At 59.5% G+C, this 25324-nt stretch carries 30 protein-coding genes and 1 tRNA gene; 20 read left to right on the top strand and 11 right to left on the bottom strand.

Annotated elements, in window-relative coordinates; translation table 11 throughout:
- Nucleotides 1-161: 161 nt before the first annotated feature.
- The gene (gene glnA, locus Q1A75_RS04270; RefSeq protein WP_299549409.1) at nt 162-1565 is read right to left on the bottom strand and encodes a type I glutamate--ammonia ligase; all 1404 of its coding nucleotides are present in this window, start codon (nt 1563-1565) and stop codon (nt 162-164) included.
- Nucleotides 1566-1598: 33 nt separating this feature from the next.
- The gene (locus Q1A75_RS04265; protein WP_299549406.1) at nt 1599-1937 is read right to left on the bottom strand and encodes a P-II family nitrogen regulator; all 339 of its coding nucleotides are present in this window, start codon (nt 1935-1937) and stop codon (nt 1599-1601) included.
- 173 nt (nt 1938-2110) lie between these two features.
- Here Q1A75_RS04265 and Q1A75_RS04260 point away from each other — a divergent pair, with 173 nt between their 5' ends.
- The gene (locus Q1A75_RS04260) at nt 2111-3805 is read left to right on the top strand and encodes an NAD(P)H-hydrate dehydratase (RefSeq protein WP_299549403.1); all 1695 of its coding nucleotides are present in this window, start codon (nt 2111-2113) and stop codon (nt 3803-3805) included.
- Here Q1A75_RS04260 and Q1A75_RS04255 read toward each other — a convergent pair.
- On the bottom strand, nt 3802-4305 hold the full coding sequence (locus Q1A75_RS04255) for a Hint domain-containing protein (protein ID WP_299549400.1): 504 nt from the start codon (nt 4303-4305) through the stop codon (nt 3802-3804). The genes Q1A75_RS04260 and Q1A75_RS04255 overlap by 4 nt on opposite strands.
- 322 nt (nt 4306-4627) lie before the next feature.
- Here Q1A75_RS04255 and Q1A75_RS04250 point away from each other — a divergent pair, with 322 nt between their 5' ends.
- The 6 genes from Q1A75_RS04250 (at nt 4628) to Q1A75_RS04225 (ending at nt 9349) form a co-directional block, all read left to right on the top strand.
- Nucleotides 4628-5263: a hypothetical protein gene (locus tag Q1A75_RS04250; protein WP_299549397.1), complete on the top strand. Its 636-nt coding sequence runs from the start codon at nt 4628-4630 to the stop codon at nt 5261-5263.
- Nucleotides 5152-5502, top strand: a complete 351-nt coding sequence (locus Q1A75_RS24260) for a hypothetical protein (RefSeq protein WP_366142176.1) — start codon at nt 5152-5154, stop codon at nt 5500-5502. The genes Q1A75_RS04250 and Q1A75_RS24260 overlap by 112 nt, the downstream gene beginning before the upstream one ends.
- Nucleotides 5499-5699, top strand: coding sequence for a hypothetical protein (locus Q1A75_RS04240; RefSeq protein WP_299549392.1), 201 nt, complete (start codon nt 5499-5501; stop codon nt 5697-5699). The genes Q1A75_RS24260 and Q1A75_RS04240 overlap by 4 nt, the downstream gene beginning before the upstream one ends.
- 200 nt (nt 5700-5899) lie before the next feature.
- Nucleotides 5900-5984: transfer RNA gene (locus Q1A75_RS04235), tRNA-Leu, on the top strand.
- Nucleotides 5985-6365: 381 nt separating this feature from the next.
- Nucleotides 6366-7700: a trigger factor gene (tig, locus tag Q1A75_RS04230; protein ID WP_299549389.1), complete on the top strand. Its 1335-nt coding sequence runs from the start codon at nt 6366-6368 to the stop codon at nt 7698-7700.
- 899 nt (nt 7701-8599) lie between these two features.
- Nucleotides 8600-9349 (top strand): leishmanolysin-related zinc metalloendopeptidase, encoded by a 750-nt coding sequence (locus Q1A75_RS04225; protein ID WP_299549386.1) that lies wholly within the window; start codon nt 8600-8602, stop codon nt 9347-9349.
- On the opposite strand, the gene Q1A75_RS24255 is transcribed toward Q1A75_RS04225, so the two are convergent.
- From Q1A75_RS24255 to rpsF, 7 genes are all read right to left on the bottom strand, one after another.
- Entirely contained in the window at nt 9296-9472 is a 177-nt protein-coding gene (locus Q1A75_RS24255) for a hypothetical protein (RefSeq protein WP_366142172.1), read from the bottom strand. The genes Q1A75_RS04225 and Q1A75_RS24255 overlap by 54 nt on opposite strands.
- Nucleotides 9405-9848, bottom strand: coding sequence for a LysE family transporter (locus tag Q1A75_RS04220; protein ID WP_299549383.1), 444 nt, complete (start codon nt 9846-9848; stop codon nt 9405-9407). The genes Q1A75_RS24255 and Q1A75_RS04220 overlap by 68 nt, the downstream gene beginning before the upstream one ends.
- Before the next feature lie 217 nt (nt 9849-10065).
- Nucleotides 10066-10965 (bottom strand): SDR family NAD(P)-dependent oxidoreductase, encoded by a 900-nt coding sequence (locus Q1A75_RS04215; RefSeq protein WP_299549380.1) that lies wholly within the window; start codon nt 10963-10965, stop codon nt 10066-10068.
- Nucleotides 10966-11089: 124 nt separating this feature from the next.
- The gene (locus tag Q1A75_RS04210; RefSeq protein ID WP_299549377.1) at nt 11090-11653 is read right to left on the bottom strand and encodes a DUF4329 domain-containing protein; all 564 of its coding nucleotides are present in this window, start codon (nt 11651-11653) and stop codon (nt 11090-11092) included.
- 103 nt (nt 11654-11756) lie between these two features.
- Nucleotides 11757-12392: a 50S ribosomal protein L9 gene (rplI, locus tag Q1A75_RS04205; RefSeq protein WP_299549374.1), complete on the bottom strand. Its 636-nt coding sequence runs from the start codon at nt 12390-12392 to the stop codon at nt 11757-11759.
- Between the two features lie 12 nt (nt 12393-12404).
- Nucleotides 12405-12632, bottom strand: coding sequence for a 30S ribosomal protein S18 (rpsR, locus tag Q1A75_RS04200; protein ID WP_299206661.1), 228 nt, complete (start codon nt 12630-12632; stop codon nt 12405-12407).
- A gap of 18 nt (nt 12633-12650) precedes the next feature.
- Complete coding sequence (gene rpsF, locus Q1A75_RS04195) at nt 12651-13004, bottom strand: 30S ribosomal protein S6 (protein ID WP_299549371.1); 354 nt, start codon at nt 13002-13004, stop codon at nt 12651-12653.
- A 241-nt stretch (nt 13005-13245) separates the two neighbouring features.
- Between rpsF and Q1A75_RS04190 the strand changes: the two genes are divergently transcribed.
- Together Q1A75_RS04190 and Q1A75_RS04185 are read left to right on the top strand one after the other, a co-directional pair.
- Nucleotides 13246-13731 (top strand): hypothetical protein, encoded by a 486-nt coding sequence (locus tag Q1A75_RS04190; RefSeq protein ID WP_299549368.1) that lies wholly within the window; start codon nt 13246-13248, stop codon nt 13729-13731.
- 132 nt (nt 13732-13863) lie between these two features.
- Nucleotides 13864-14433 carry a YceI family protein gene (locus Q1A75_RS04185; RefSeq protein ID WP_299549365.1) on the top strand — a complete coding sequence of 190 codons (570 nt, stop codon included), beginning with the start codon at nt 13864-13866 and terminating at the stop codon, nt 14431-14433.
- A 186-nt stretch (nt 14434-14619) separates the two neighbouring features.
- Here the strand turns inward: Q1A75_RS04185 and Q1A75_RS04180 are convergent, their stop codons facing one another.
- The gene (locus Q1A75_RS04180) at nt 14620-15846 is read right to left on the bottom strand and encodes a cytochrome b/b6 domain-containing protein (RefSeq protein WP_299549363.1); all 1227 of its coding nucleotides are present in this window, start codon (nt 15844-15846) and stop codon (nt 14620-14622) included.
- 168 nt (nt 15847-16014) lie between these two features.
- On the opposite strand from Q1A75_RS04180, the gene fabD reads away from it, so the two are divergent.
- The 11 genes from fabD to Q1A75_RS04125 all read left to right on the top strand — a co-directional run bounded on the left by fabD (nt 16015) and on the right by Q1A75_RS04125 (nt 25311).
- A complete protein-coding gene (fabD, locus tag Q1A75_RS04175; protein WP_299549360.1) occupies nt 16015-16947 on the top strand; it encodes an ACP S-malonyltransferase in 933 nt (310 codons plus the stop codon).
- On the top strand, nt 16940-17377 hold the full coding sequence (locus Q1A75_RS04170; RefSeq protein WP_299549358.1) for a GyrI-like domain-containing protein: 438 nt from the start codon (nt 16940-16942) through the stop codon (nt 17375-17377). Before fabD ends, Q1A75_RS04170 begins: the two co-directional genes overlap by 8 nt.
- A gap of 15 nt (nt 17378-17392) precedes the next feature.
- The gene (gene fabG, locus Q1A75_RS04165; protein ID WP_299549355.1) at nt 17393-18130 is read left to right on the top strand and encodes a 3-oxoacyl-[acyl-carrier-protein] reductase; all 738 of its coding nucleotides are present in this window, start codon (nt 17393-17395) and stop codon (nt 18128-18130) included.
- 183 nt (nt 18131-18313) lie between these two features.
- Nucleotides 18314-18547, top strand: coding sequence for an acyl carrier protein (locus tag Q1A75_RS04160; RefSeq protein ID WP_299549352.1), 234 nt, complete (start codon nt 18314-18316; stop codon nt 18545-18547).
- Between the two features lie 148 nt (nt 18548-18695).
- Complete coding sequence (locus tag Q1A75_RS04155; RefSeq protein WP_299549349.1) at nt 18696-19226, top strand: GNAT family N-acetyltransferase; 531 nt, start codon at nt 18696-18698, stop codon at nt 19224-19226.
- 150 nt (nt 19227-19376) lie between these two features.
- Nucleotides 19377-20636, top strand: a complete 1260-nt coding sequence (gene fabF / locus Q1A75_RS04150; RefSeq protein WP_299549346.1) for a beta-ketoacyl-ACP synthase II — start codon at nt 19377-19379, stop codon at nt 20634-20636.
- Complete coding sequence (mltG, locus tag Q1A75_RS04145; protein WP_299549343.1) at nt 20636-21802, top strand: endolytic transglycosylase MltG; 1167 nt, start codon at nt 20636-20638, stop codon at nt 21800-21802. The genes fabF and mltG overlap by 1 nt, the downstream gene beginning before the upstream one ends.
- Nucleotides 21803-22123: 321 nt before the next feature.
- A complete protein-coding gene (locus Q1A75_RS04140) occupies nt 22124-22468 on the top strand; it encodes a hypothetical protein (RefSeq protein WP_299549340.1) in 345 nt (114 codons plus the stop codon).
- 52 nt (nt 22469-22520) lie between these two features.
- Nucleotides 22521-23753, top strand: a complete 1233-nt coding sequence (locus Q1A75_RS04135) for a terminase family protein (protein WP_299549337.1) — start codon at nt 22521-22523, stop codon at nt 23751-23753.
- A gap of 153 nt (nt 23754-23906) precedes the next feature.
- Nucleotides 23907-25091, top strand: coding sequence for a phage portal protein (locus tag Q1A75_RS04130; RefSeq protein WP_299549334.1), 1185 nt, complete (start codon nt 23907-23909; stop codon nt 25089-25091).
- Nucleotides 25084-25311 (top strand): hypothetical protein, encoded by a 228-nt coding sequence (locus Q1A75_RS04125; protein ID WP_299549331.1) that lies wholly within the window; start codon nt 25084-25086, stop codon nt 25309-25311. Before Q1A75_RS04130 ends, Q1A75_RS04125 begins: the two co-directional genes overlap by 8 nt.
- The last annotated feature ends 13 nt before the right edge of the window (nt 25312-25324 follow it).

The raw sequence follows: 25324 nt of genomic DNA, 5'->3' as shown, positions 1-25324 counted from the left end.
GGAAATGCACAGCATGTGACCACATGGCGCGATGAATATCGTATGCTGAAAATGGGATGGTTGCTGGGGCAATATGACCGCTCTTAGCAACATAGCTCGTGCATGAAAAAAGGGGCACCATTATAGGTGCCCCTCCAAAACTCGTTTGATCGGTTACCAGCTTAGCAGCTGTAGTACATGCCGAACTCAACCGGGTGGGGTGTGTGTTCGTATGTTTCGATCTCTTCCATCTTGAGCGCGATATAGCCCTCGATCTGGTCTTTGGTGAACACGTCACCGGCCAGCAGGAAGTCCATGTCGGCTTCCAACTCTTCCATGGCTTCGCGCAAGCTGCCGCAAACTGTCGGGATACCGGCCAGCTCTTCTGGCGGCAGATCGTACAGGTCCTTGTCCGAAGGCTCGCCCGGGTGGATCTTGTTCTGGATACCGTCGAGGCCGGCCATCAGCAGGGCGGCAAAGCACAAGTAGGGGTTCGCCGATGGGTCGGGGAAGCGGGCCTCGACGCGCTTGGCTTTGGGCGACTCGGTCCATGGGATCCGGACGCAGCCCGAGCGGTTACGAGCCGAATAGGCGCGCAGCACAGGCGCTTCGAAGCCCGGGATCAGACGCTTGTAGCTGTTGGTCGACGGGTTGGTGAAGGCGTTCAGCGCTTTGGCGTGCTTCAGCACACCACCGATGAAGAAAAGAGCTTCGTCGGACAGGTCAGCGTATTTGTCACCAGCAAAGAGCGGCTTGCCGTCTTTCCAGATCGACATGTTGACGTGCATCCCTGTGCCGTTGTCGCCCGCGATGGGCTTGGGCATGAACGTAGCCGACTTGCCGTATGCAGCGGCGACGTTGTGGATGACGTACTTGTACTTCTGCAGCTCGTCGGCCTGCTTGGTCAGGCTGTCAAAGATCAGACCCAGCTCGTGCTGACAGGACGCCACTTCGTGGTGGTGCTTGTCGACCTTCATGCCCAGACGCTTCATGGTAGACAGCATCTCAGAGCGCAGGTCTTGGCTTTCGTCCGTGGGGTTCACGGGGAAGTAGCCGCCCTTGACGCCTGGACGGTGGCCCATGTTACCCATCTCGTATTCGGTGTCCGTGTTCCACGACGCATCCGTCGCATCAACTTCGTACGACACCTTGTTGATGCTGTTGGAATAACGCACATCATCAAACAGGAAGAATTCAGCTTCGGGGCCCATATAGGCCGCGTCACCGATACCTGTGGATTTCAGGTAGGCTTCGGCTTTCTCGGCCGTGCCGCGTGGGTCACGCTCGTATGCTTCGCCTGTGTCGGGCTCAACAATCGAACAGTGCACGCAGATGGTTTTCTCGGCATAGAAGGGGTCGACATAGGCGCTGGCCTGGTCGGGCATCAGTTTCATGTCGGACGCTTCGATCGACTTCCAGCCCGCGATGGACGAGCCGTCGAACATAAAGCCTTCTTCAAGGAAATCCTCGTCGACCTGGTCGGCCATGACGGTCACGTGCTGCAGCTTGCCACGGGGGTCGGTGAAACGGATGTCGACGTACTCGGCGCCTTCTTCCTTGATCATGTCGAGAACGGGGTTGGCCATTTCCTATGGATCCTTCCTGTCTTTGAGTAGAATTTAGAGCGCGTCCGAGCCGGTCTCGCCGGTACGGATGCGAATGGTTTGTTCGATGGGCGTGACGAAAATCTTGCCGTCGCCGATCTTCTCGGTCTTGGCAGCGTCCACGATAGCAGCGATGGCATCATCGACCTGATCGTCGTCCAGCACGACCTCGACTTTCACCTTGGGCAGAAAGTCGACAACATATTCGGCACCGCGATAAAGTTCAGTGTGACCCTTCTGGCGGCCAAATCCCTTGACCTCGATCACGGACAGACCCTGAACGCCGACCTCTTGCAGTGCCTCTTTGACTTCATCAAGCTTGAAGGGCTTGATGATCGCTTCGATCTTTTTCATGGGGCTGCCTCCCTTTGTCGCGCCGTGTGTTGGCGGTGGACCATTTGTGGTTTGGGGCGTCCATGGGATGCGGTAGAGATTGGGTGGGATGAGACAGGATTGTGAAGTGTGCGCCCTCAAATTGAGCGATGCGCATAAAAAATAGGCGGTTTAAAAACTTTAAGGATTTGTGCATGACCGAGCTGCTGACAGCTGCCCAGATGCGGGCCATCGAACAGGCCGCGATCGAGTCGGGAGAGACGACGGGCCTCGAGCTGATGGAGCGCGCCGGGGCAGGCGTGGTCGAGGCGGTCTTCGAAGAATGGCCGGAATTGGGTGATGGCGCACGCCGGGCGGTCGTTCTGTGCGGACCCGGCAACAACGGTGGCGATGGCTTTGTCGTAGCGCGGCTGCTGGCAGGTCTCGGGTGGGACGTTGAGGTGTTTCTCTATGGCGATCCAACGAAGCTGCCACCGGATGCGAAGTCAAACCACGATCTGTGGGTTGGTATGGGCGCGGTTGCACCGCTAAATGTGGCTTCGGTGTCGAACGGGCGGCGCCCGGTCCTGATGATTGACGCCATGTTCGGCACCGGGTTGAACCGCGCTATTCCCCTTGAGTGCGCGCTGGCCCATCACGCTGTACGCAACCGTGATGTGGGGGATAATCATCCGTGGCTTGTCCCATTCCATGTGGTTGCCGTGGATTGCCCGTCCGGCATGGATTGCGACAGCGGACACATTTTGATGCCTGAGTATCCGACCGATATCGGCGATGATGTAGATGCGCATTGGCGCTGGTGGAAGGAAGATGCGTCCAAGCGTCTGTTGCAGACCGACCTGACGGTCACCTTTCACAGACGTAAAGTGGGCCACTACCTTGAGCGGCAAAGCTATGCGTTGCGTGTTGTAGATATCGGTCTGGGCGAAGAGGATCGGCGCCCCGCGCATCTTCGCATGACGCGTGACCCGGAAGTCGCTTGTCTGCTGGATTTTGATCCGACACGTGGGGGCAGTCGCCGGATGTGGCCATACGATTTGGTCGTGAAGCGGCCCAGCGAAGGACGCCACAAATTCGACCATGGCCATTCTCTTGTCCTGACGGGTGGGGCAGGGCGCACTGGGGCTGCGCGTCTGGCCGCGCGCGGTGCGCTGCGCATCGGCGCGGGGCTGGTCACACTGGGAGTGCCGCCCTCCGCACAGATGGAGGTGACCTCGCAGATCACCGCCTTGATGCTCGTGCGCGTGGGTGACGGTGACGCCCTGAATGCCGTTCTCGAAGATGAGCGTATCAATGCGCTCTGTCTTGGCCCCGGGCTTGGGGTGCATGACCGGGCGGCTGCGCTCGTCGATGCCGTTCTGGGCGGAGGACACCTCCGCCTTACGCGTCATGCCGTGTTTGATGCCGACGCTTTGACACTGATTGCCGAAGATTCAAGCCGCATGGATTCGCTGAACGAGCAAGCCGTGCTCACGCCGCATGGCGGAGAGTTCGCGCGCCTGTTTCCGGACATTGCTGAGAAGCTAAGCGGTGTGCCGGACCAAGGCCCAGCTTACTCGAAAGTCGATGCGACCCGAGATGCGGCAGCGCGGTGCGGGGCGATCGTCTTGCTCAAGGGACCCGACACCGTGATTGCTCACCCGGATGGGCGATGTTCGGTCCATGCAGCAGTGTATGGGCGCGAGGCGCCTTGGCTGGCAACAGCCGGGGCGGGGGATGTGTTGGCCGGTTTTATCACGGGCCTGTTGGCCCGTGGTCTTGATCCGATGGAAGCTTCTGAAACGGCTGCGTGGCTGCATGCGGAATGCGCGCGTGCTTTTGGCCCGGGTCTGATCGCAGAGGATCTGCCCGAGATATTGCCGCAGGTGCTCCGAGACCTGGGGGCCTAAGCTGCAGCGGCCCCCGTCAAGGCCATCGAGGGCACTGACAATTCCAGACCATCCGCATAAATGATGTGGGGCGCTTCGAATCCAAGCCGCACCAGTGTCATTTCACGCTGCCCCAAAGATGTAATGAACTCATCATCAATCAGGCACCAGGCGGGCATCACGGCTTGCGCGGCACCGCGTAATGCCTTGGCCCGCCAGTCACGCACCAGCACCATCTGGGCTGCGGGTATGATGACGTTGTGTGTGGGTTTTGTATCCCCTAAGGATCCGGCGGCAATTTTCACCGCCTCGTCCGTGGTGCGATAGGATTGGCTGGCGGCCAGCGGCACAAGGCCCGCGTTCCGCGTGATGATCCTGTCACCTGCCGAGAGATACTCGACCGGCATTTCACCATCCGCTGTCAAGATAAGGGTGCCGGACACAAGCCCGACATGTGCAATGTCAATGCGCAAAGGGGGCATCCGCCCACCTGTTTCGCGCCCGACCGTATTCGGTTTCATGGCGTCTCTTTCTGTAACCTGCCTCTAGGTTACCGGCATAATACCTGAATAGACCTTTAATGTCGCGTGGTTTTTACACAAATACGTCTCGCATCCTTCAATTTGCTTTGCTATGGGGGCTGGTGTTGCGGGCGTGGCGGAATTGGTAGACGCACCAGATTTAGGTTCCATCCTTTAATCTATCCACACTTCGATAGGTCTCCAAAATCACAGCGGGCGTGGGCTTTCGAGCCTGCGCCTTTGCTTTGCGCAGATGTATTCCAGTCTGCATTAGATAATCACCCGCCGCAACATTGTTGCCGCAACACTGGAGATTGCACGAATGAACGCAGAACTTCGCCGCCCCGAAGAGGACCTGATCATGGCCTATGGGGAAGACCTCTACCGGGAGATCGAGCTGGAGGAACGGATGGTTGCGCTGGGCCGAAACCAGATCAGGAAGCAGATCGCGAAAGCACGGGAGAAGGGGAACGAGAGCGGCACCCGGTATGGCAAGACCCTCGTCGCGATGTCGGTCGAGAAGATCGCAGGGGCTATCGAAGGGTTCCTTGAGAAGGCGGCGCAGCCCGGGTCAGGGAAGCGACACCTCGCCGTCCGGTATGTGAAGCGTCGCATCTTCCTAATGCGGAAGAAGAGTAAGATCGGGAAGCTACCTGATGGCGTTGACATCGCGATTGTCACAGGTCTCGCTGCACTAGGCCGCGAAGACGAAGGCCAGCGCCTCGAAGCCTTCCTGACGAAAGCGGCTGGCTTCCTGTCCAACCCCGCCCTGACAGGGACCTTCGACACGGACAAGGTCCTAGAACGTCTGGCTGCAAGGAAGTTGAAGACAACTCCGCTGCTGAGATCAACGCGATCAAGGCATCGGTCGGTGGTGACGAGGCGTTTTCCCGCATCCGTGAGTTCGTCCAGTCCCAATACACCGAAGAGGAGAAGGTCGCCTACAACGAAGCGGTAAGCTCCGGCGACTTCGGTAAGTCCCTCGCCGCAGTGAACGCCGCCAAGGCACGATACGCTGCTGAGTTCGGGAAAGAAACGACACCGCTTGGCGGCAAGACACCCAAAGCCACGGAAGGCTATGCGGATATGAAGGCGATGAAGAAGGACATGTCCGACCCTCGCTACAAGACCTCTGAAGCGTTCCGCAAGCAAGTCGAAGCGAAGATCGCCAAGAGCGCATTCCTGACAGCACGATGACCGACACCGGCGAGAAGACCTACAAACGTGAGGTCGCTGGTGCCATGTTGGTCTTTCTATTCACGCTCTTTATCTGGGGCATTCAAGCCCCGGAGACCAAAGCCATTCAGGTAGCCGAGTTCCTCGCGCTTCCAATCTTCGGCTTTGCCTACGGTGCGTGGGCAATCGACGCAGTCCAGAAGCGGGGGTTCATGTGATGCTCCGCTTTCTGGGCCGTAGACTGCGGGGCGGAACGGGCATAGAAACACGACATGACTTCGACCCACGCTAAGATGCTTTTGGCTATTGCCCTCGTTATCGTCAGCCTTTACTTCGGCGGATGGTGGTCCGGGCTGGCTGCGGTTAGCGCACTGGGTCTTGGTCACCTGATTTCTCGGGAGTTTCCTGGGTAGCTGGAGCGGGCGTGGCGGAATTGGTAGACGCGCGGGATTTAGGTTCCCGTACCGCAAGGTGTGTGGGTTCAAGTCCCTCCGCCCGCACCAACATCAGATACTATCTACCTCCGAAGGTTTGTTGCGGAGCTGTTGCGAATGTTGCAGCAACATCGGCAACCAACGGCAGCATCCCTTCAGAAACCCCTTGTTTACTTGGTCCGTCGAAGCCTGCACCAGATTTAGGTTCTGGCGCCGCAAGGTGTGGGAGTTCGAGTCTCCCCGCCCGCACCAAAAAGTTGCTGTGTGGTCGCCTTGTGGTGGCGCACGAGCGTTGCAAGCCCTCGCGGATCAATCCGTCCGGCGCGTCCAATCTACCCATTTTTACGTGACATGCGCCAATCCCCTTGCACACCGCATCCACGCTGCATAGAAGGGCGCGAATTTCCGATCAGCCCCCATGGACGGGGCTTTAATGCTATGGGAGCACACATGCAGGTCACCGAGACGCTGAACGAAGGGCTGAAACGCGGCTATGCCATCACCGTGACCGCCGCTGAACTGGACGACAAGGTCAACGAGAAGCTGACCGAGGCGCAGCCCGACGTCGAGATGAAGGGTTTTCGCAAGGGCAAGGTGCCCATGGCCCTGCTGAAAAAGCAGTTTGGCCAGCGCCTGATGGGCGAAGCGATGCAGGAAAGCATCGATGGCGCCATGAACAAGCATTTCGAAGACAGCGGCGATCGGCCTGCCATGCAGCCCGAGGTCAAGATGACCAACGAGGACTGGAAAGAAGGCGACGACGTGAATGTCGAGATGTCCTACGAAGCGCTGCCCGAGATTCCCGAAGTGGACCTGAGCAAGATCAAGCTAGAACGACTGGTTGTAAAAGCTGACGGCGCGGCGGTCGAGGAAACACTCGGGTCGCTTGCTGAAAACGCGCAGGATTTCAAAGCGCGCAAAAAAGGCTCAAAGGCCAAGGACGGCGATCAGGTTGTTATGGACTTCGTGGGCAAGGTCGACGGTGAAGCCTTCGAAGGCGGTTCGGCCGAGGACTATCCTCTCGCACTGGGCTCCAACTCTTTCATCCCTGGCTTTGAAGAGCAGCTTGTGGGTGCGAAGGCAGGTGAAGAAAAGGCCGTAACTGTTTCTTTCCCCGACGATTATCAGGCTGAGAACTTGGCCGGCAAAGAGGCCGTGTTCGATTGCACCATTAAGGAAGTGAAAGAACCCGTTGCCGCTGAGATCGACGACGAGCTGGCCAAGAAATATGGGGCCGAAGATCTGGACGGTCTGAAGTCCCGCATCACCGAACAGCTGGAAGGTGAATATGGCGGTGCCGCGCGCGCGGTCATGAAACGCGCGCTGCTTGACCAACTGGATGACATCGTGAAGTTCGACCTGCCTCCGTCGCTGGTCGAAGCCGAAGCCAAGCAGATTGCGCACCAGCTGTGGCACGAGGAAAACCCCGATGTCGAAGGGCATGACCACCCCGAGGTCGAGCCGACAGACGAACACAACACGCTGGCCGAACGCCGCGTGCGCCTTGGTCTGTTGTTGGCAGAGCTGGGTCAGAAGGCCGAGGTCGAAGTGACCGACGCCGAGATGAGCCAGGCCATCATGCAGCAAGCGCGTCAGTATCCGGGCCAGGAACGCCAGTTCTTTGAGTTCGTTCAGCAGAACCAACAGATGCAGCAGCAACTGCGCGCGCCGCTGTTCGAGGACAAGGTGGTCGACCACATCGTTGAAAACGCCGCGGTGAAGGACAAGGAAGTCAGCAAGGATGACCTCCAGAAAGCTGTCGAGGCGCTGGAAGACGAAGACTAAGTCACCGCCTCACATAGTTTTTCAAGGGCTGCGCCATCTGGCGCGGCCCTTTTTTGGTGCGCAGGTGACGCAATCGAATTCGTGCTCTGCCCATTCTGTAGGGGGCGCAAAAGATTGCCTAAAGCACCAGAGGATCGGTCATCGCAGGATGCAAGCTGATCATGATCCCGCGCCGTCAGGCGGCTGCGAACGTATGCGGGGTAAGCCGCAATGATCCGGAATCGATTTTCGGCTTCCCCAATCGAGCCTTGAGGGAGGAGAACTTGTAGCCAAGCGACGCGCACGTACACAGGCTGACCCCTGTTTCATATTGGATCAACGTCAACTCATTCCCCTCGAACACCAGGCGGAAGCCCCGTCTTTCCAATGCAGACAGCAGTCCGCACCAGCTCTTCGCCGCCTCGAAGACTGGACCAACAAAACACGCCAACGCGACGGCTGTTTCGCAATCCAGTGCGCTTTCATTTTCGCCGCGACTTCGCAGTGTCCAAAAGTTTGGAACGGCGCGATGACGATAGTCTGGTCGTGCAAGATGCGTTGACCCTGCTTGGGCCGAATACGTGTGGTCTGAAATGTGAGGGTCATGAAACATGGGCTTGGTCCGTCCATTGTTGGTTTCCTGGAACCAAGCATGACGGGGACGGGTGAAAAGAAATCCGCAATCAAATGAAAGCCCGCTAAATGCGGAATGAGCGGCATATTATCTAGAACAGGGTAAACACGCCAACTGACGTTCATCCCAGCCGGACGTATCGACATTCATTGGATGCTGAAGGCAAGAACTGGCTGGTGCGCCTATGTATTTTCGGCTGCGGGATGCCGAGCTGACATCCCACTGTAGCGTGCAGGGCCGACAGTCTGTCAAAATAGCGGCGTTCGGAACAAGACGGGATGAGACCATGATCGAACTTACGTTTGATGGGGACGTCACAACTGAAAGACAGGCCGTTTTTGAACGATCAGCAGCGCGCTGGGATCAGGTCGTGAACACCGGTTTCGACCCGATTGACGTGCGGGGGGCAACCCTGACAGGCGTGCGCATTGATGTCTCGATCCGACCTATCGACGGCGCAAATGGCGTTCTTGGTCAGGCTGGCCCCACGATTTTACGCCAAGGCACCGAATTGCCGCTTACCGGTATCATGGAGTTTGACCAAGCCGATGTTGTCAGCCTTGAAACGGGCGGCCGCTTCGAAGACGTCATCTTGCATGAAATGGCCCATGTTCTTGGATTCGGAACGCTATGGCTCAGGCAAAACCTGATCGCAGGAACAGGCACAATGGACCCACGTTTCGTGGGTACGTCAGCGTCCAGGGAATTCGCGGACCTTGATCCGCAAGGCGGCAATGCCGTTCCCATATCGAACACCGGCGGCGCTGGCACACGCGAGAGCCATTGGCGGGAGCTGGTGTTCGGGGACGAGCTGTTGACCGGCTTCCTTTCCGGCGGCGTGCGTCCGCTTAGCCGGCTCTCCATCGCTTCGTTCGAGGATATTGGCTACCAGGTCGACTACAGCAGCGCGGACCCGTTCGAGCTGCCGAACTTCCGCAATCTGGCAATGATGGGCATTACCGAAGCCGTGCGTATTTGCGATTTATGCAGAATGGCCCGTACCGAACCGGTTGTTCTGGGTGCGGAAGCAGGCTGACCGATCGGTGGTCAGACCTGTCAGCAGGATGCAGGCGCGGGTCGCCCAATGCGCATCAATCGGCACAATCACTGCGTAAAGGCTGCCAAAGAACGTAATGGCCTTGGGGTTTGACAGGTTCACCAAAAGGCCCGTCTGGACACCACTTCGATACTCTCTCCAACAATCGGCCATTCCTTTTTAGGTCCCTTGAGTTCTGTGAGCTCCTCCACGATGTGAGCCCGAGATGGATGAGGTAGAGCCCTCCCGCGATCTGAACGGCTATTGCAAGCCATCCAAGTTGGTTCAGAAGTGCAGCCAAGCCGATCATCGCAAGAAATGCGTAGAAGGTGGCGGCAGTGGCAAGTCCGGCAATGACACCGTTGCAGACCTTGCCCTCACCTCTCAACGCCAAGCGCGACACGAGCACAAATCCAGGACCCGGGCTGACAACGATGGCGGCATAAACCCCAGCAACGTAAAGTACGACTGTTAAATCGACCTGCCCAAGAAGTTCCATGCTGTGCGCCCCCATTGCCATGCGTCACACGAGCCGACCAAGCGACCCGCACCGACATCAGCCTTTGGTGGAGATGCCAAGCCGCACATGACTGCGGGCCGCTGTCTGTAGGACGTACCGCAAGCGCGATCCTCTCCCTAAAACAGAGGCAAGCGCCGCGAAGTGGGCCACGGCCATCTTAGGCTGTATCACCTGTCTCGGCCCACAGATTTGATGGTTAAAGCCCCGCCACGTCACGATGTGCTTTTCCACGTATCGCGGCCCGTTCGCGACCCAGCTCTGACCGGATCATATGGCGCGCGATCTTGCGGGCCAGACCAGGCATGACATGCGTCAAGAGCACGGTAAGTTTTGCACGAAATCCCGGCACCAACCGGGGCTTTCTTGCGGCAATGCCTTGCATGATGAGTGTGCACGCCTGATCAAGCTCCATTGAGCCAGCAAAGGCCTTGAGTTTGATCCGAATTGGATCCACGCGCTCCTGCTCTTTCAAGACCATTGGTGTCATGATCTCGGCAGGACATAGAGAGGTGACATCAATATCGCGCTCTATCATCTCCATGCGCAGCACTTCGGTCAGGCCGACCACACCAAATTTGGAGGCGCTGTAGCCTGCATACGAATAATTGGCGGATATCCCGGCAAGTGACGCCACCAAGACTATGTGTGATCCAGCCGCCATGACGGGCAACGCAGCAGCCGCAACGTTTCGGGTACCGATCAGATTGATGTTGATAGAGCGGGTGAAGCTCTCGGCACTTGTTTCCAGAAAGGTGGATGGTTCACATATGCCAGCACTATGGATCACCAGATCAGGCGCCTCAACATCATCAATCGCCTGATCCACGGCGGCAGCGACGGCATTGGCGTCCGACACATCAGCTGTGTAGAACTCAACCTTTTGGCCGGGCGTCGCCATGCTTTCCAAGGCGTTGCGTGCGCTTGAGTCAAAGTGAAGATCGAATGCAGCAAGCGAGACTCCCTTCGACAAAAGCTCCTGACAGAACCTCTGTCCCAACCCACTTGCCGCGCCAGTTACAAATGCACGCGGCGGTACACCGCGCTTCGTGGCATTCTTTAGCAGTGAACATTTAAGCCGTCGCTTACCGGCAGACATTGGAACAGGTGTCGTGCGTCGCGGCTTTGTATCGCGAAATTGCCATTGGTCACGGATGCTTTACGCTTGGGATTGCGCTGCCTGACAAGGCTCCTCGACAAAGCTCAGGAACTGCACGCGCGTGTCAGAACGCAGTCAGGTCCTGCAAACTGTATCGCGGTCGAACCGGAAACTCGGGGTCCTCCCGAAACTCGACGTCGCTGACCAGACATCGCGCGCCGCAGATCAGCCGCGCCTCTTGCGCACGGGCATCCACATACCACAGCCGTCCACCCGGTGTTGCAATATAGCCGTCCGTGCCGTCCTCGATATCTGTGCGGATATCGTCGTAGGACGGGACCTCGGTCAGATATTCAGGATCGTATGCGCCATGGGTGTGGTAAGAGGCCAGCACCGTTACACCGGCACCAGCTGACAGGGGCGGCAGGCAAGTTGAGGTCCCGCCGCGGCGGGCCGTCGTGGCAAAGTATGAGCCCGAGCGATCCACACCAATCAATCCGCAATATTCGCGGCCCTCGTTGATGGAACGCTCCTGAAGCATGTTGAACAGGTCGGTGGCAAAGGCGACCTCGGCCTCGGTCTGCGGCTGTGGGCGCGGCGCCATTGCAATGGCGGCCGGGTCACGATCAAAGGTGGGCTCATCGCAGGCGGCAAGCGCAAACAGGAAAAGGCCAAGACGTCGCAACATGCGCGCACCTTGGCGGTGCAGGGCGCAAAGGTCAAACGGGGTGGGGGCAAAGAAAAAACCGCGCCCCAAGGGGACGCGGTTTGATTGTGTATCCGAATGCGGATCAGTCCTTGGGCTCTTCCTCGGCGGGTGCCTCTTCGGACGCGATGCCTGCGGATTCGGCCAGCTCTTCGTCTTCCGATGCAGCCGCACCGATGTCGTCGAACAGCTCCTGGATTTCGAACTCGGCAGCGGCTTCCTCTTCGGCGGCCAGCTCCTGGATCGATTTGCCCGACGCCTGCAGCTCGGCTTCTTCTTCCGAGCGGGCTACGTTCAGCTGGATGACCACGTCCACTTCGGGGTGCAGGGTGATGTGCACATCGTGCAGGCCCAGCTCCTTGATGGGGTTCGGGATCACAACCTGCTTGCGATCAACGCTGAAACCTTCAGCCGTGGCAACATCGGATGCGTCACGGGGCGTGACGGAGCCATAAAGGTTACCACCGTCCGAAGCTTGGCGAATCACGATGAACTGCTGGCCATCCAGCTTTTCACCCAGCGCTTCGGCTTCTTTTTTGGTTTCAAGGTTGCGGGCTTCAAGTTGCGATTTCTGCGATTCGAAGTCTGCGATGTTGGCTTTGGATGCGACCAGCGCCTTTTTCTGCAACAGTAGATAGTTGCGGGCATAGCCGGGTTTGACGTCAACGACGTCACCCATCTGGCCCAGTTTGGCCACACGTTCGAGAAGGATAACTTGCATGTCAGTCGCTCCTTATTTCACGGCGTAGGGCAGCAGGGCCAGGAAACGGGCGCGCTTGATGGCACGGGCCAGCTCGCGTTGCTTCTTGGCCGATACGGCGGTGATACGGCTGGGCACGATCTTGCCACGCTCAGAGATGTAGCGTTGCAGCAGGCGCGTGTCCTTGTAGTCGATCGATGGTGCGTTTTCGCCCGAGAAGGGGCACACTTTACGACGGCGGAAAAACGGTTTTGCAGCCATGGTTTAGCTCCCTCTCTCTTAGCGGCGCTCGCGACGGCTGTCGCGTTCGTCACGTTTCTGCATCTGGATCGAGGGGCCTTCGGCATGCTCGTCCACTTTGATCGTCAGAACGCGCATGACATCGTCATGCAGGCGCATCAGGCGCTCCATTTCCTGCACGGCGCCCGCGGGGGCGTTGGTGCGCATATAGGCGTAGTGGCCCTTGCGGTTCTTGTTGATCTTGTAGGCCATGGTTTTGACGCCCCAGTACTCGTTGTCCACGAGTTGACCGCCATTGTCGGCCAGAACGGTGCCAAAATGTTCGATGAGCCCTTCGGCCTGCGTGTTCGACAGGTCCTGACGGGCAATCATAACATGCTCATAAAGAGGCATGAGATATCTCCACTTCTATCAAGGCGCATTTCATAGACCGATCCATCAAGGCCCTGCGGGATGGTCACGAGAGACTGCGCGGCAAAACGGGTTTGCAGGGATGCGCTCGTATACACCGTTGACGCTGTGGTGCAAGGGCAGATCGCGCCGTGCGGCGTGATCATGGGCTTTCCTTGGATGGGCCGCAATTTAGTCATTTTTGACCGACAGAGTCAGCTCAACACGTTGGAGGATCACTGCCATGACTGCCACATTCGATGCCATGACTGACACCGGGCAACAGGGAACGACACGTTTGCGTGGCTTTTTCCTTGGCGCCAGAGGGATCGCGAGCCGCGCAACTGGCGGGCTCCTTGTTCTGGCGTCCTTTGGCTTGTGGCTTGAACCGGGGTCACAGACAGCAATGGATCTGGTGTTGATGAAGCTGGGCGTGTCGCTGTTTCTTGGGTTTGCGGGGCTCACCCTCATGCAGGACAAGCCACGGATGCACGAGCCCGAGGTCCAGATTGATACGGTGCGGCGCGAGGTGCGTATCACGCGTCCCGACGGAGGGCGGCGTTCGATCATCCGCCGTATTGCCATCCGTGACCTGGGGCGTGCCGAAGTGGTTGGCGACGTGATCCGGTTGACCGCTGCAAACGGAGAATTTCTCGCTGCAGTGTCGCTGCCGGACCCGGAGATGTGGTCCAGTCTGCACGATGCGTTGCAGGACGCGGGCAAACTCTAACACGTCACAGGGCGACTTTGTGCACATGAGCGGTGTTCAGCCGCGCGCACGATATGTTGAGAGATGTGCAGTTGCCTCTGCGGCAATATGCGACATCTTTGATTACACCGTAACTCTTGTGGAGCACGCCCCATGAAATCCCTTCTCCTTGCCACCGCGCTTGCCTCGTCCGCGTCATTTGCATTCGCGGCCGAGCGCTACACGCTGGATTCGAGCCACAGCCAGGTGCTGTTTTCTTACAACCACCTCGGTTTCTCGACCACGTGGGGTATGTTCTCGGGCTTTGAGGGCGAGATCATGTTCGATCAGGAAAATCCCGCCAATTCCAGTGTTACCGTGTCGATGCCCACCAAATCCATGTTCACCGGCTGGGAAAAACGCGATGGCCACTTTATGTCCGATGATTTCTTTGGAGCAACGGACGAAGATGTCATTTCGTTCACATCAACCGCCATCGAAGTGACAGGGGACGGCACCGCGCAGATCACGGGTGATCTGACCATGAATGACGTGACCAAGGCCATTGTTCTGGATGCAACGCTGAACCAGGCCGGGGCCAACCCGCTGAACCAGAAGGACTGGGCCGGTTTCAACGCGACAACGACAGTGCTGCGGTCCGACTTCAACCTGGGCGCCTTTGCCCCGGCTGTCGGCGACGAAGTTCAAGTGCAGATCTCGGTCGAGGCCGAGAAGGCCGAGTAAGACCATCACTCACAGACTTGCAATGGGCCGCGCGATCGATTGCGCGGCCCTTTTTTCGTGGCTGCTGTCGAAAGGACGCGCATGCGCGCGACACCATTTTGTCCAGAAGGGCCTTTTCAGACCCTTCCGGGATATGCCCTCGGCGAGGACTTTTGAGAGCATAGACAGGGGACCAACCTGGACGTCCTATTCTGTCGCAGCGCGCAGGGCGGTCAGACTGACATCCACTGTCACCGCGAAAGCCAAAGAGCTTTCGTCAGCCATATTGGCCCCAATATCGAAACTGCGGCGATCGAGTGTCAGCCCGCCCGTCATCGAGGCATTATCGCCATCTATCGAAAGACCAAGGGGCAGGGTGACCGGCACCGACTGGCCCTTGATCGTGAGTGTGCCCTGCGCTTCATACCCGTCCACGACCGGGAGGATATCGGCCACGAATGTTGCCGTCGGGAACTCGGCGGTATTGAAGAAATCCGGTCCCATCGCCTGATCCGTGACCGATCCGAGGGTGAGTGAGCCGATCGATATCGTGACCTCGACCGTGCCTGCCGTGCCGTTGTCGACTGTTTCGTCAAAGCTGATCGCGGCGGTCCAGTCTCCGAATTGCCCTTCGACTGCTGACCCGAGTTGGGTCACCGTGATATCCAGTGTTCCCTCCTGCACCTGCCAGTCCGACTGGACCTCCTCAAGTTCGGCAACTGCAGCACCGTCGCCATGCGGTGCATAGACACCAAGCGCGGCGCCACCGGACAGGGCAAGCGCCCAAAGGGCAAGTGCAGCCGTAAGCGGGGCCGCGTGTTTGTGCTCGGGGCTGGTTGCAGGAACATCGGCGGGTCCGAACCACATGCGTCGCAGGGTGGCATCCTTGTCTATGACGTGGTGCTTGAGCGCCCCCGCAATATGCAGCAAGAGCGCGACGCCCAGAACCTTGGTCAGCACCCAGTGGGCTCCGGCCATGGCACCGGCAACGGCTTCGGATTTCGGTACCAGCGGCAGGTTCTGCCCGAACGGCCACCAGATCGGGGCGAAACCGCTTGCCGCGGCATGGTGAATCCAGCCAGACAGCGGTACGACAACCAGGCTGCCATACAGCAGCCAGTGCACGGTTTCCGCCGCCAGGCTCTCCAGCTTGCGATCCGAATGCAGAAGCCCCGGTTTCGGCTGGTTCAGCGCCCACAGAATGCGCAGCAGGGCCACGAAGAACACGGTAACGCCCAAGGTTTTGTGCAGCGAAAACAGCCAGGCCGTGCGGGCCACCAGGTCATCCGCAGGCGCGGACATGGTCTGCAACTCGTAGGCCATGTTGTTTGCAACAAGGCCAATAGGGAAAAGCGTCAGGATCAGAAGGGCGGTCAGCCAGTGAAAAGTCTTGGACAGGCTGCCGTAGCGGTCGGCGGTGTTGGCGAGGGCCATGAGCGGTCTCCGGGCATTTGTGTGTGAATCTAACACCTTTGCCCTCAATGTTATGCGACATGCGCGCAGGACAACACGCAATTCCCGCACATGCCTCGTGCACCGATCCCTTGTCTGGCGCGGGGATGGCCTTTACACCCGGTTGAAACGACAACGAGGGGGCAGGCCATGAGCGTGGCATTTGTATTTCCGGGACAGGGCGCACAGACAATAGGAATGGGCAAGGCACTGGCCGAGGCCTATCCGGCAGCGCGCGCCGTGTTCGACGAGGTGGACGAGGCGCTGGGCGAGAAGTTGAGCACGCTGATCTGGGAAGGGGAGCAGGACACGCTGACGCTGACCCAAAACGCCCAACCGGCGCTGATGGCGACATCCGTGGCGGCCATGCGCGCGCTCGAAGCCGAAGGGATCGGCATCGACAAGGCAAGCTTCGTGGCAGGGCATTCCTTGGGCGAATACTCTGCCCTTTGTGCCGCCGGTGCGCTGAGTGTTGCCGACACCGCCCGCCTGCTGCGTACCCGGGGGCAGGCGATGCAAGAAGCCGTGCCGGTGGGTGTGGGCGCCATGGCTGCATTGCTGGGTCTGGATTTCGAAACGGCGGCGACGGTCGCGTCCGAGGCTGCGCAGGGCGAGGTGTGCCAGGCTGCGAATGACAACGATCCCGGCCAGGTGGTTGTGTCCGGCCACTTGGGTGCTGTTGAACGGGCTGTCGAGATTGCCAAGGAAAAGGGTGCAAAGCGCGCCGTGATGCTGCCCGTGTCGGCGCCGTTTCACTGTAGTCTGATGGAGCCCGCAGCCCGCGCGATGGCCGACGCGCTTGGCGCGGTTGATATCCATGCACCTGTTGTCCCTGTGATTCCCAATGTCACGGTTACGGCTTGCAGCGTCCCGGACGAGTTGCGCGCGCATCTCGTGTCGCAGGTCACGGGCTCGGTCCGTTGGCGCGAAACGGTGATGTATATGGGCCAGCAAGGCGTAACCGAGATCTGGGAGATCGGCGCGGGCAAGGCGCTTTCTGGCATGATCCGCCGCATCGACCGCTCCATTGCCACCCGTCCCGTGGGCACGCCCGATGACGTAAAGGCGGCTGTTGATGGCTGATCTGGTCACCTTGCCGCCCCAAACCTTGGGCGGTGTGATCGATACGGTGCCGTTTGCCAAGCGGTTCCAGCTGATCCCGGACGTGTTCGGGCGGATGGATTCGCTATTGGGGCAGGCGGGCATCTTCTTTGCCGGACCACAGACAGCGCTTTATCGGGTGGAAGACGACGACATGGACATCCGTATCGGTGTCCAGTTGCCAAGGTCCCTGCCGGGGTTCCAGATATTCGAAGTACCCGAGATGCAAGCATTGCACATCCGCCATCACGGGGCCTTTGACACCTTGCCCCGCATCTACCAGGCACTGACGGTCGAAGTGGAGAAACGTGGCCTGACACGAACCGGCTGGGCGCGCGAAGTCTACCGCTTCGTGGCCAAGGACGCGTCCCTGAACATTTGCGACGTCTACATGGACGTGGCCCAGACTTAACGAAAAGAGGTTCACATGTTTGATCTGACGGGAAAATCGGCGCTGATCACGGGCGCATCGGGCGGCATTGGGGCCGAGATTGCGCGCACGCTGCACGGCGCAGGCGCAACCGTAGGGCTGAGCGGCACACGCACCGACCCGCTTAAGGCGCTGGCGGGCGAGTTGGGGGAACGGGCGCATGTGCTGCCGTGCAACCTCAGCGATCCTGAGGCCGTCGACGCGCTGCCGAAACAGGCGATCGAGGCGATGGGGGCTGTCGACATCCTCGTGAACAACGCTGGGATCACGCGCGACAATATCTTTATGCGCATGTCGGACGAGGAATGGCAGTCGGTGATCAACGTGAACCTGACGTCGACCTTCAAACTGTGCAAAGGTGTCATGCGCGGCATGATGAAGTCGCGCTGGGGCAGGATCGTGAACATCAGCTCGGTCGTGGGGGCCACAGGCAACCCGGGGCAGGCGAACTACGCGGCATCCAAGGCCGGTATGGTTGGCATGTCCAAAAGCCTCGCCTACGAGGTGGCAAGCCGGGGGATCACAGTGAACGCCATTGCGCCCGGGTTCATCGCAACTGCGATGACAGATAAGCTGACAGATGACCAAAAGACTGGAATCATGGGGCAAATTCCCGCCGGTCGGATGGGCGAAGCGCATGAAATTGCCGCCGCAACGCTGTACCTTGCCAGCCCCGAAGCGGCTTACGTCACGGGCACGACCTTGCACGTCAATGGCGGCATGGCCATGTTGTAGGCGCTAACACGCCGCGTATTGCCATCTTTACGGGATGTGCTATAGGCGGCGCAGATTCCGGCGGCAGGCCATGCAAATGGTCTGTTGCTTCACCGCCCCAGGGGGGCAAGACCAGAGCCCTGCTTGCACGGGGACACCACTTGGGGGCGCGAATATTTGCCCCGGTAAAATGAGGACAGTCATATGAGCGACATCGCCGATCGCGTTAAAAAGATCGTTGTAGAGCACCTGGGTGTGGACGAAGACAAGGTAAGCGAAAACGCGTCCTTCATTGATGATCTGGGCGCAGACAGCCTGGACACCGTGGAACTGGTGATGGCCTTCGAAGAGGAGTTCGGCATCGAGATCCCCGATGACGCGGCCGAAACCATCCAAACCTTCGGCGACGCAGTGGGCTTCATTTCGAAAGCCTCGTAAGCATTCCGGGCACTTGCCCGACAAAACGGCGTTCTTTCGTGCGAAAGGGCGCCGTTTTTTTGTGCGCGTGCGATGGGCTCTTGTCTTTGGCGGTTTTGCAGGGTCACAATTCCCTAAAACGACAAAACGTTCGGGCAGGACAATATCCATGGGCAGACTTGTGCCGACCATCAACACGGCGCGCGTGACCTTGCGCGCAATGAGACCGGGCGAATTTGATCGCTTTGCCGAAATTTGGGCCATGCCGGAGGTCGCGGTGTATATTGGCGGCACGCCTCGCAATCGCAGCGACAGTTGGAAAGCGTTCCTGACCAATGCGGGGCATTGGCAGATGACCGGCTTTGGTCAATGGGGCATCGAAGAACATGTGACCAAGCGTCTGGTTGGGCAGGTTGGATTCTTTCACGGCGCGCGGGGGCTGGGTGAAGACTTTGATTCTGTGCCGGAAGCGGGCTGGGTTCTGGCCCCGGAGGCGCAGGGTGTTGGCCTGGGGCTTGAGGCCGCACAGGCAGCACATGACTGGTTTGATCGTGTGGTGACGGGGCCCTTGGTATGCATGATGGACCCTGACAATGAGGCCTCTGCACGCATTGCAGAGCGACTGGGCTATGTGGACATGCGTTTGGCCGAGGATGATGCCGGCCCCATTCAACTGAAACTGCGCAAGTCTCCGCCATAGGCGTGATCCAAAGGCGCGCCTGTCGGCGCACGACATTATTAAATGCCGCTTCGGGCTCACCGATGCGAAAGACCTGTGCCTCGCCGGGACTTGAACAGGGGTGTGCGGGCGCGGTAAGAGGCGAGCCAGAAACGAGAGGGGCATGAGCAGATGCGCAGAGTTGTCGTGACAGGTCTTGGACTGGTGACGCCATTGGCGGATGGGGTCGAGGCAAGCTGGAGCCGTATTCTGGACGGGCAATCGGGCGCGGGCCCGATCACGCAGTTCGATCCGGAGGGGTTGACCACAACATACGCGTGCGAAGTGCCTCGTGGGGACGGATCGGATGGCACGTTCAACGCGGATGCCTATATGGCGCCGAAAGAACAGCGCAAGGTCGATACCTTTATCATGTTTGGCCTCGCAGCCGCACAGCAGGCGGTCGAGGATTCGTGTTGGATGCCGGAGGACAAAGAGAGCCTTGAACGCACGGGTGTTTTGATCGGCTCTGGGATCGGTGGTCTGAACTCGATCGCCAACACGGCCGTGATGATGGAAGAAAAAGGGCCGCGCCGCGTGTCGCCCTTCTTTGTGCCCGGCGCGCTGATCAACCTGATCTCGGGTCAGGTCAGCATCAAGTATGGCTTCAAGGGGCCAAACCATTCGGTCGTTACGGCCTGTTCCACTGGGGCCCATGCCATTGGCGATGCATCTCGACTGATTCAGCATGGCGACGCCGATGTAATGATCGCGGGTGGGGCCGAGGCGGCCATCTGCAAGATCGGCATCGCAGGGTTCAACGCCTGCAAGGCGCTGTCGACCAAACGTGCTGATGATCCGCAATCGGCAAGCCGTCCCTATGACGAAGACCGTGATGGGTTCGTCATGGGTGAGGGCGCGGGCATTGTTGTGCTTGAGGAATATGAGCACGCCGTGGCCCGTGGTGCCAAGATTTACGCCGAAGTTCGGGGCTATGGCCTGTCCGGCGACGCCTACCACATCACCGCGCCGTCCGAGGATGGCGAAGGTGGTGAGCGTTCAATGAGAGCAGCGCTGCGCAACGCAGGGCTGGAGCCGTCGGACATCGACTATATCAACGCGCATGGCACCTCGACCATGGCGGACACCATTGAGCTGGGCGCGGTTGAGCGTTTGCTGGGCAATCATGCTGCAAACGTGACCATGTCTTCGACCAAGTCGGCGACCGGTCATTTGTTGGGTGCTGCGGGTGCGATCGAGGCCATCTTCTCGATCCTTGCGATCCGTGATCAGGTCTGCCCGCCGACCATCAACCTGGACAACCCTGCCGTTGAGACACCTATTGACCTAGCGCCCAATGCCAAGCGCGAACGCAAGGTCGACGTGGCCCTGTCCAACAGCTTTGGCTTTGGCGGCACAAATGCCAGCGTGATCTTCGGAAAGGTCAGCTGATGTGGCGATCCATCGCCTCGAACGCACTGACATTTCTAATTGTGGCCCTGTTCGTGCTGGGCGGGTTGATCCTGTGGGGGCGTGGTCAATATGAGGGACAAGGGCCCCTGACCGATGCCATTTGCGTGCAGGTGGACCGTGGGTCGAATTTTCGCCGTGTCAGCCGGGACCTGGAAGAGCAGGGTGCCGTGTCGAATGGCTCCATCTTTCGCATTGGCGCGGACTATGCCGGTAAGACGGATGAGCTGAAGGCCGGGAGTTTCCTGGTGGAGCCCGGCGCTTCCATGGAAGAGATTGTGGATGCGGTGACCCGGGGCGGCGCCAGCACCTGTGGGACCGAGGTCGTCTATCGTATCGGCGTGAACCGATTGAGCGCACAGGTGCGTGAGTTGGACCCCGCCACCAACCGCTTTGTGGAGCGGGTCGAGTTCCAGCCGGGTGAGGAAGAGGTTCCTACGATCTACGCCGAAGTGCGCGAGGCGCAGGATACACGGTATCGCGTCGCGCTGGCGGAGGGTGTAACGAGCTGGCAGGTCGTGGATGCCTTGCGCAACATGGATGTACTGGACGGTGAGGTCTCGGAGATACCGCCTGAGGGCGCGCTGGCCCCGGACAGCTATGAAGTGCGTAGCGGCGATAGTCGTTCTGATATCCTGGCCCAGATGGCCGAACAGCAGGAGCTTTGGGTGTCGGCTGCCTGGGAGGCCCGGGACGAAGAACTGCCGCTGGAGAGCCCGGAGGAGTTGCTGACCCTCGCTTCGATCATCGAGAAGGAGACGGGCGTGGCCGAAGAACGCCGCCAGGTGGCGTCGGTCTTTGTGAATCGTTTGAACCGCGGCATGCGGCTGCAGACGGACCCAACCGTGATCTACGGCATTACCAAGGGGCAGGGTGTGCTGGGCCGGGGCTTGCGTCGGTCGGAACTGCGCGCGACGACACCGTGGAACACTTATGTCATTCAGGGCCTGCCGCCGACACCGATTGCCAACCCCGGACGTGAGAGCTTGATGGCTGCGGCGCAACCGGACGCGACGAACTATGTGTTCTTCGTTGCGGACGGAACGGGCGGACACGCCTTTGCCGAGACGCTGGACGAGCACAACCGCAACGTGGCCCGCTGGCGCGAGATCGAGGCGGAACGTGCCAACCAGTCGGACGGCGGGTAAGGTCGACGACATATCCGTCTTGCGGATGTTTTCACGAAGGAACGGGGTTGTCCCCGCGGGGACAAACAACGGTTGTTGTGGGGGATCAAAGGCTTACGCCTTGCGTTAACCACATGTTAACTACTGGAGTAAGATTTTGTTAATCATACCGTACGGTTAGTGGGTTTTCCTCAAGTGGATTTCGCTTGACTTTGCGAACGGTCACACGTATAACTTGTGACAAGCTAGAAGAAGTGGGCAAGCGGCCCCGGGGTGACCCGGAGGTCGCTTTTCTGTTTCTCTCGTGCGGAGATCATCCCAACGCATGAGAGGTCATATCACATGACATTGATTACCCCGGGGGCTGAAGAGGCTCGCAGCGATGAGCTTGTCTCGTCGATGCAGGCGTCTTTGACAGATATGCGACAGCAATTCGAAGCCTTCACAAGAAAGGCCGAAGCCGGGGAGGAACTTAAAGAAACAGAGGTGAACAGCCAGATAGCCGCGTTGAAGCGGCTGGTCGTGAACCTGCAAGGTATGGAGAATAAGCTTGACGACTTCCGACAAGCCCGAACCGGCATTGCCCAGAACGGATACGCCTTCGACCTTGATCTTGCCCGAGCTGAGGTTCGGTGCGCGCTTGGTCGCCTCCGCACCTGTGGAAGCGCAGGAGCAGTTTCTGAATGAGTTGGGAGAGGGCGCCTTGGGCGCCCTCCCTTTTCTGTTTGAGTTTTGGGCAATGGAGCACCAGTTGCCGCCCGAGGGCGATTGGCGATCCTGGGTGATCATGGGCGGCCGTGGCGCTGGCAAGACGCGCGCGGGGGCCGAGTGGGTCCGGTCCATGGTCGAAGGGCCGATGCCGTTGGACAAGGGGAAGGCCCGGCGTGTTGCCTTGGTTGGGGAAACCATCGAGCAGGTCCGCGAGGTGATGATTTTTGGTGAGAGCGGCCTTCTGGTGTGCTCACCCGCGGATCGCCGTCCGAAGTTTCATGCGACCCGGAAGATGCTGGAATGGCCCAACGGGGCTGTCGCGACCATTCACACAGCCCATGACCCGGAGGGGTTGCGGGGGCCGCAATTTGATTGTGCCTGGGTGGACGAGTTGGCCAAGTGGAAACGGGGTCAGGAGACCTGGGACATGCTGCAGTTCGCGTTGCGGCTGGGCGATGATCCGCGTGTCTGCGTGACGACGACGCCCCGCAACGTCGAAGTGTTGAAGGATTTGCTGGCGCAGTCATCGACTGTCATCACCCACGCGCCGACCGAGGCCAATGCGGCCAATCTGGCGGGTTCGTTTCTGGAAGAGGTGCGTCGTCGCTATGCCGGGACTCGGTTGGGACGGCAGGAACTGGAAGGTATCTTGCTGAGCGACGCCGAGGGCGCGTTGTGGACCACGGCGATGCTGGATGCGGTGCGTCGGAAGCGGAAGCGGAAGCCGAAGCTGGATCGGGTGGTTGTGGGCCTCGACCCTGCCGTGAGTTCCGGCAAGGCGTCGGACGCTTGTGGGATCGTGGTGGCGGGCGTGTCCATGGACGGGCCGCCACAGGACTGGCGGGCCCATGTGATTGCCGATTGCACGGTGCAAGGCTTGGGTCCTGCAGGTTGGGCGAAGGCGGCGATTGATGCGATGGACACACACAATGCTGACCGTCTGGTGGCTGAGGTCAATCAGGGCGGACAACTGGTAAGCGAGGTGATCCGGCAGGTGGATCCGATGGTGTCACTCAAAACGGTACATGCCTCGAAGGGCAAGGTGGCGCGCGCGGAGCCTGTGGCGGCGCTCTATGAGCAGGATCGGGTGACCCATGCCCTTGGGTTGGGTGATCTGGAGGATCAGATGACCCGGATGACACGGGTTGGATATGAGGGCGAGGGATCGCCTGACCGGGTCGATGCGTTGGTGTGGGCGTTGCATGAGTTGATGATCGAGCCTGCGAATGCCTATCGGCGGCCGGGGGTGCGGAGTTTGTGATGTCACCGCGTGTGGCGTCGTCCCCTCCGGGGGGAGTTTGTTTGGCAAGATGAAGCAGGGGATAGCCCTTGTGGAGAGGCGGTTCTTTTTTGAGCCGCCTTTTTCTTTGGACGATGGGCCGGACGGCCCTTTGGGATCAAAAGGAGACCCTTCGTGTTTGATTTCTTTCGGAACCGGGCTGTGGCGGATGTACCAGAGCAGAAGGCGAGTGCGACGGGCAAAGTTGTGGCTTGGCAGACAGGTGGTCGCGTGGCGTGGAGCCCGCGTGACGCGGTGTCGCTGACCCGCGCTGGCTTTTCCGGAAACCCAGTGGGGTTTCGGTCCGTCAAGTTGATCGCAGAAGCGGCAGCAGCGTTGCCCTTGGTGTTGCAGGATGTCGAGCAGCGCTTTGAGACCCATCCACTTCTGAGCCTGCTGAAGCGACCCAATCCGGGGCAGGGACGGGCGGAGTTGCTGGAGGCGCTTTATGCGCAGTTGCTGCTGTCGGGCAACGCGTATGTCGAGGCTGTTGCGGGGGAAAGTGGTGCGCCGCTGGAGCTGCATGTGTTGCGGTCGGACCGGATGTCGGTGGTGCCGGGAGCGGATGGCTGGCCGGTGGCTTACGACTACTCAGTGGGGGGCAAGACGCATCGGTTTGACGCGTCGGGCCCCGTGAGCCCGATCTGTCATATCAAGTCGTTCCACCCGCAGGACGACCATTACGGCTTCTCGCCCATGCAGGCCGCCGCCATGGCCTTGGATGTTCATACGGCGGCGTCGCGGTGGTCGAAGTCCCTGCTGGACAATGCGGCGCGGCCTTCGGGTGCCATTGTCTATCGTGGGCAGGATGGTCAATCTCAGTTGTCGGGCGATCAGTATGACCGTTTGGTGAGCGAGATCGAGACCAACCATTCGGGTGCGCGCAACGCGGGGCGTCCGATGTTGCTTGAGGGTGGTCTGGATTGGAAGCCGATGGGCTTTTCGCCCTCGGACATGGAATTTCAGAAGACCAAAGAGGCCGCCGCGCGTGAGATCGCGTTGGCCTTTGGTGTGCCGCCGATGTTGCTGGGTATTCAGGGCGATGCGACATACGCCAATTATCAGGAGGCCAACCGGGCGTTCTATCGTCTGACCGTCTTGCCGTTGGCGACTCGCGTGGCTGCGGCGCTGGCCGAGTGGTTGGGCGCGCATACGGGTGAGGATGTGGTGCTGGCCCCGGATCTGGATCAGGTGTCGGCCTTGTCTGCTGAGCGGGATGCGCAGTGGGCGCGGGTTGCCGGTGCGGATTTCCTGAGCGTGGCTGAGAAGCGCCGCCTTTTGGGCCTGCCTGCTGTGGCCGAGGAGGGTGCGGATGGATGATGCCAAACTTTGGGAAAAGTTTGCGTGCGGTCCGGGCCTGAAGTTGGAGGCCCACGAGCGTCTGACCGACGTGCATTTTGCCAATATCTCCAATCGCCTGGATCGGCTCGAGCAGCTGATGGAGCGGCTGGAGAAGCGGTTGTGGCTGACTGTTTACGGCGTCGCGGCCGTGGTGCTGGCGACCGGGTTTCAATCGATCATGGCGGCCATTCCCCATTAGGGCGCCGCATTGA

The organism is uncultured Tateyamaria sp., assembly GCF_947504105.1.
Taxonomy (GTDB): Bacteria; Pseudomonadota; Alphaproteobacteria; order Rhodobacterales; family Rhodobacteraceae; genus Tateyamaria.
Note: the sequence above shows the minus strand (reverse complement) of the source record. Positions and strands in the feature narration are given on the sequence as shown.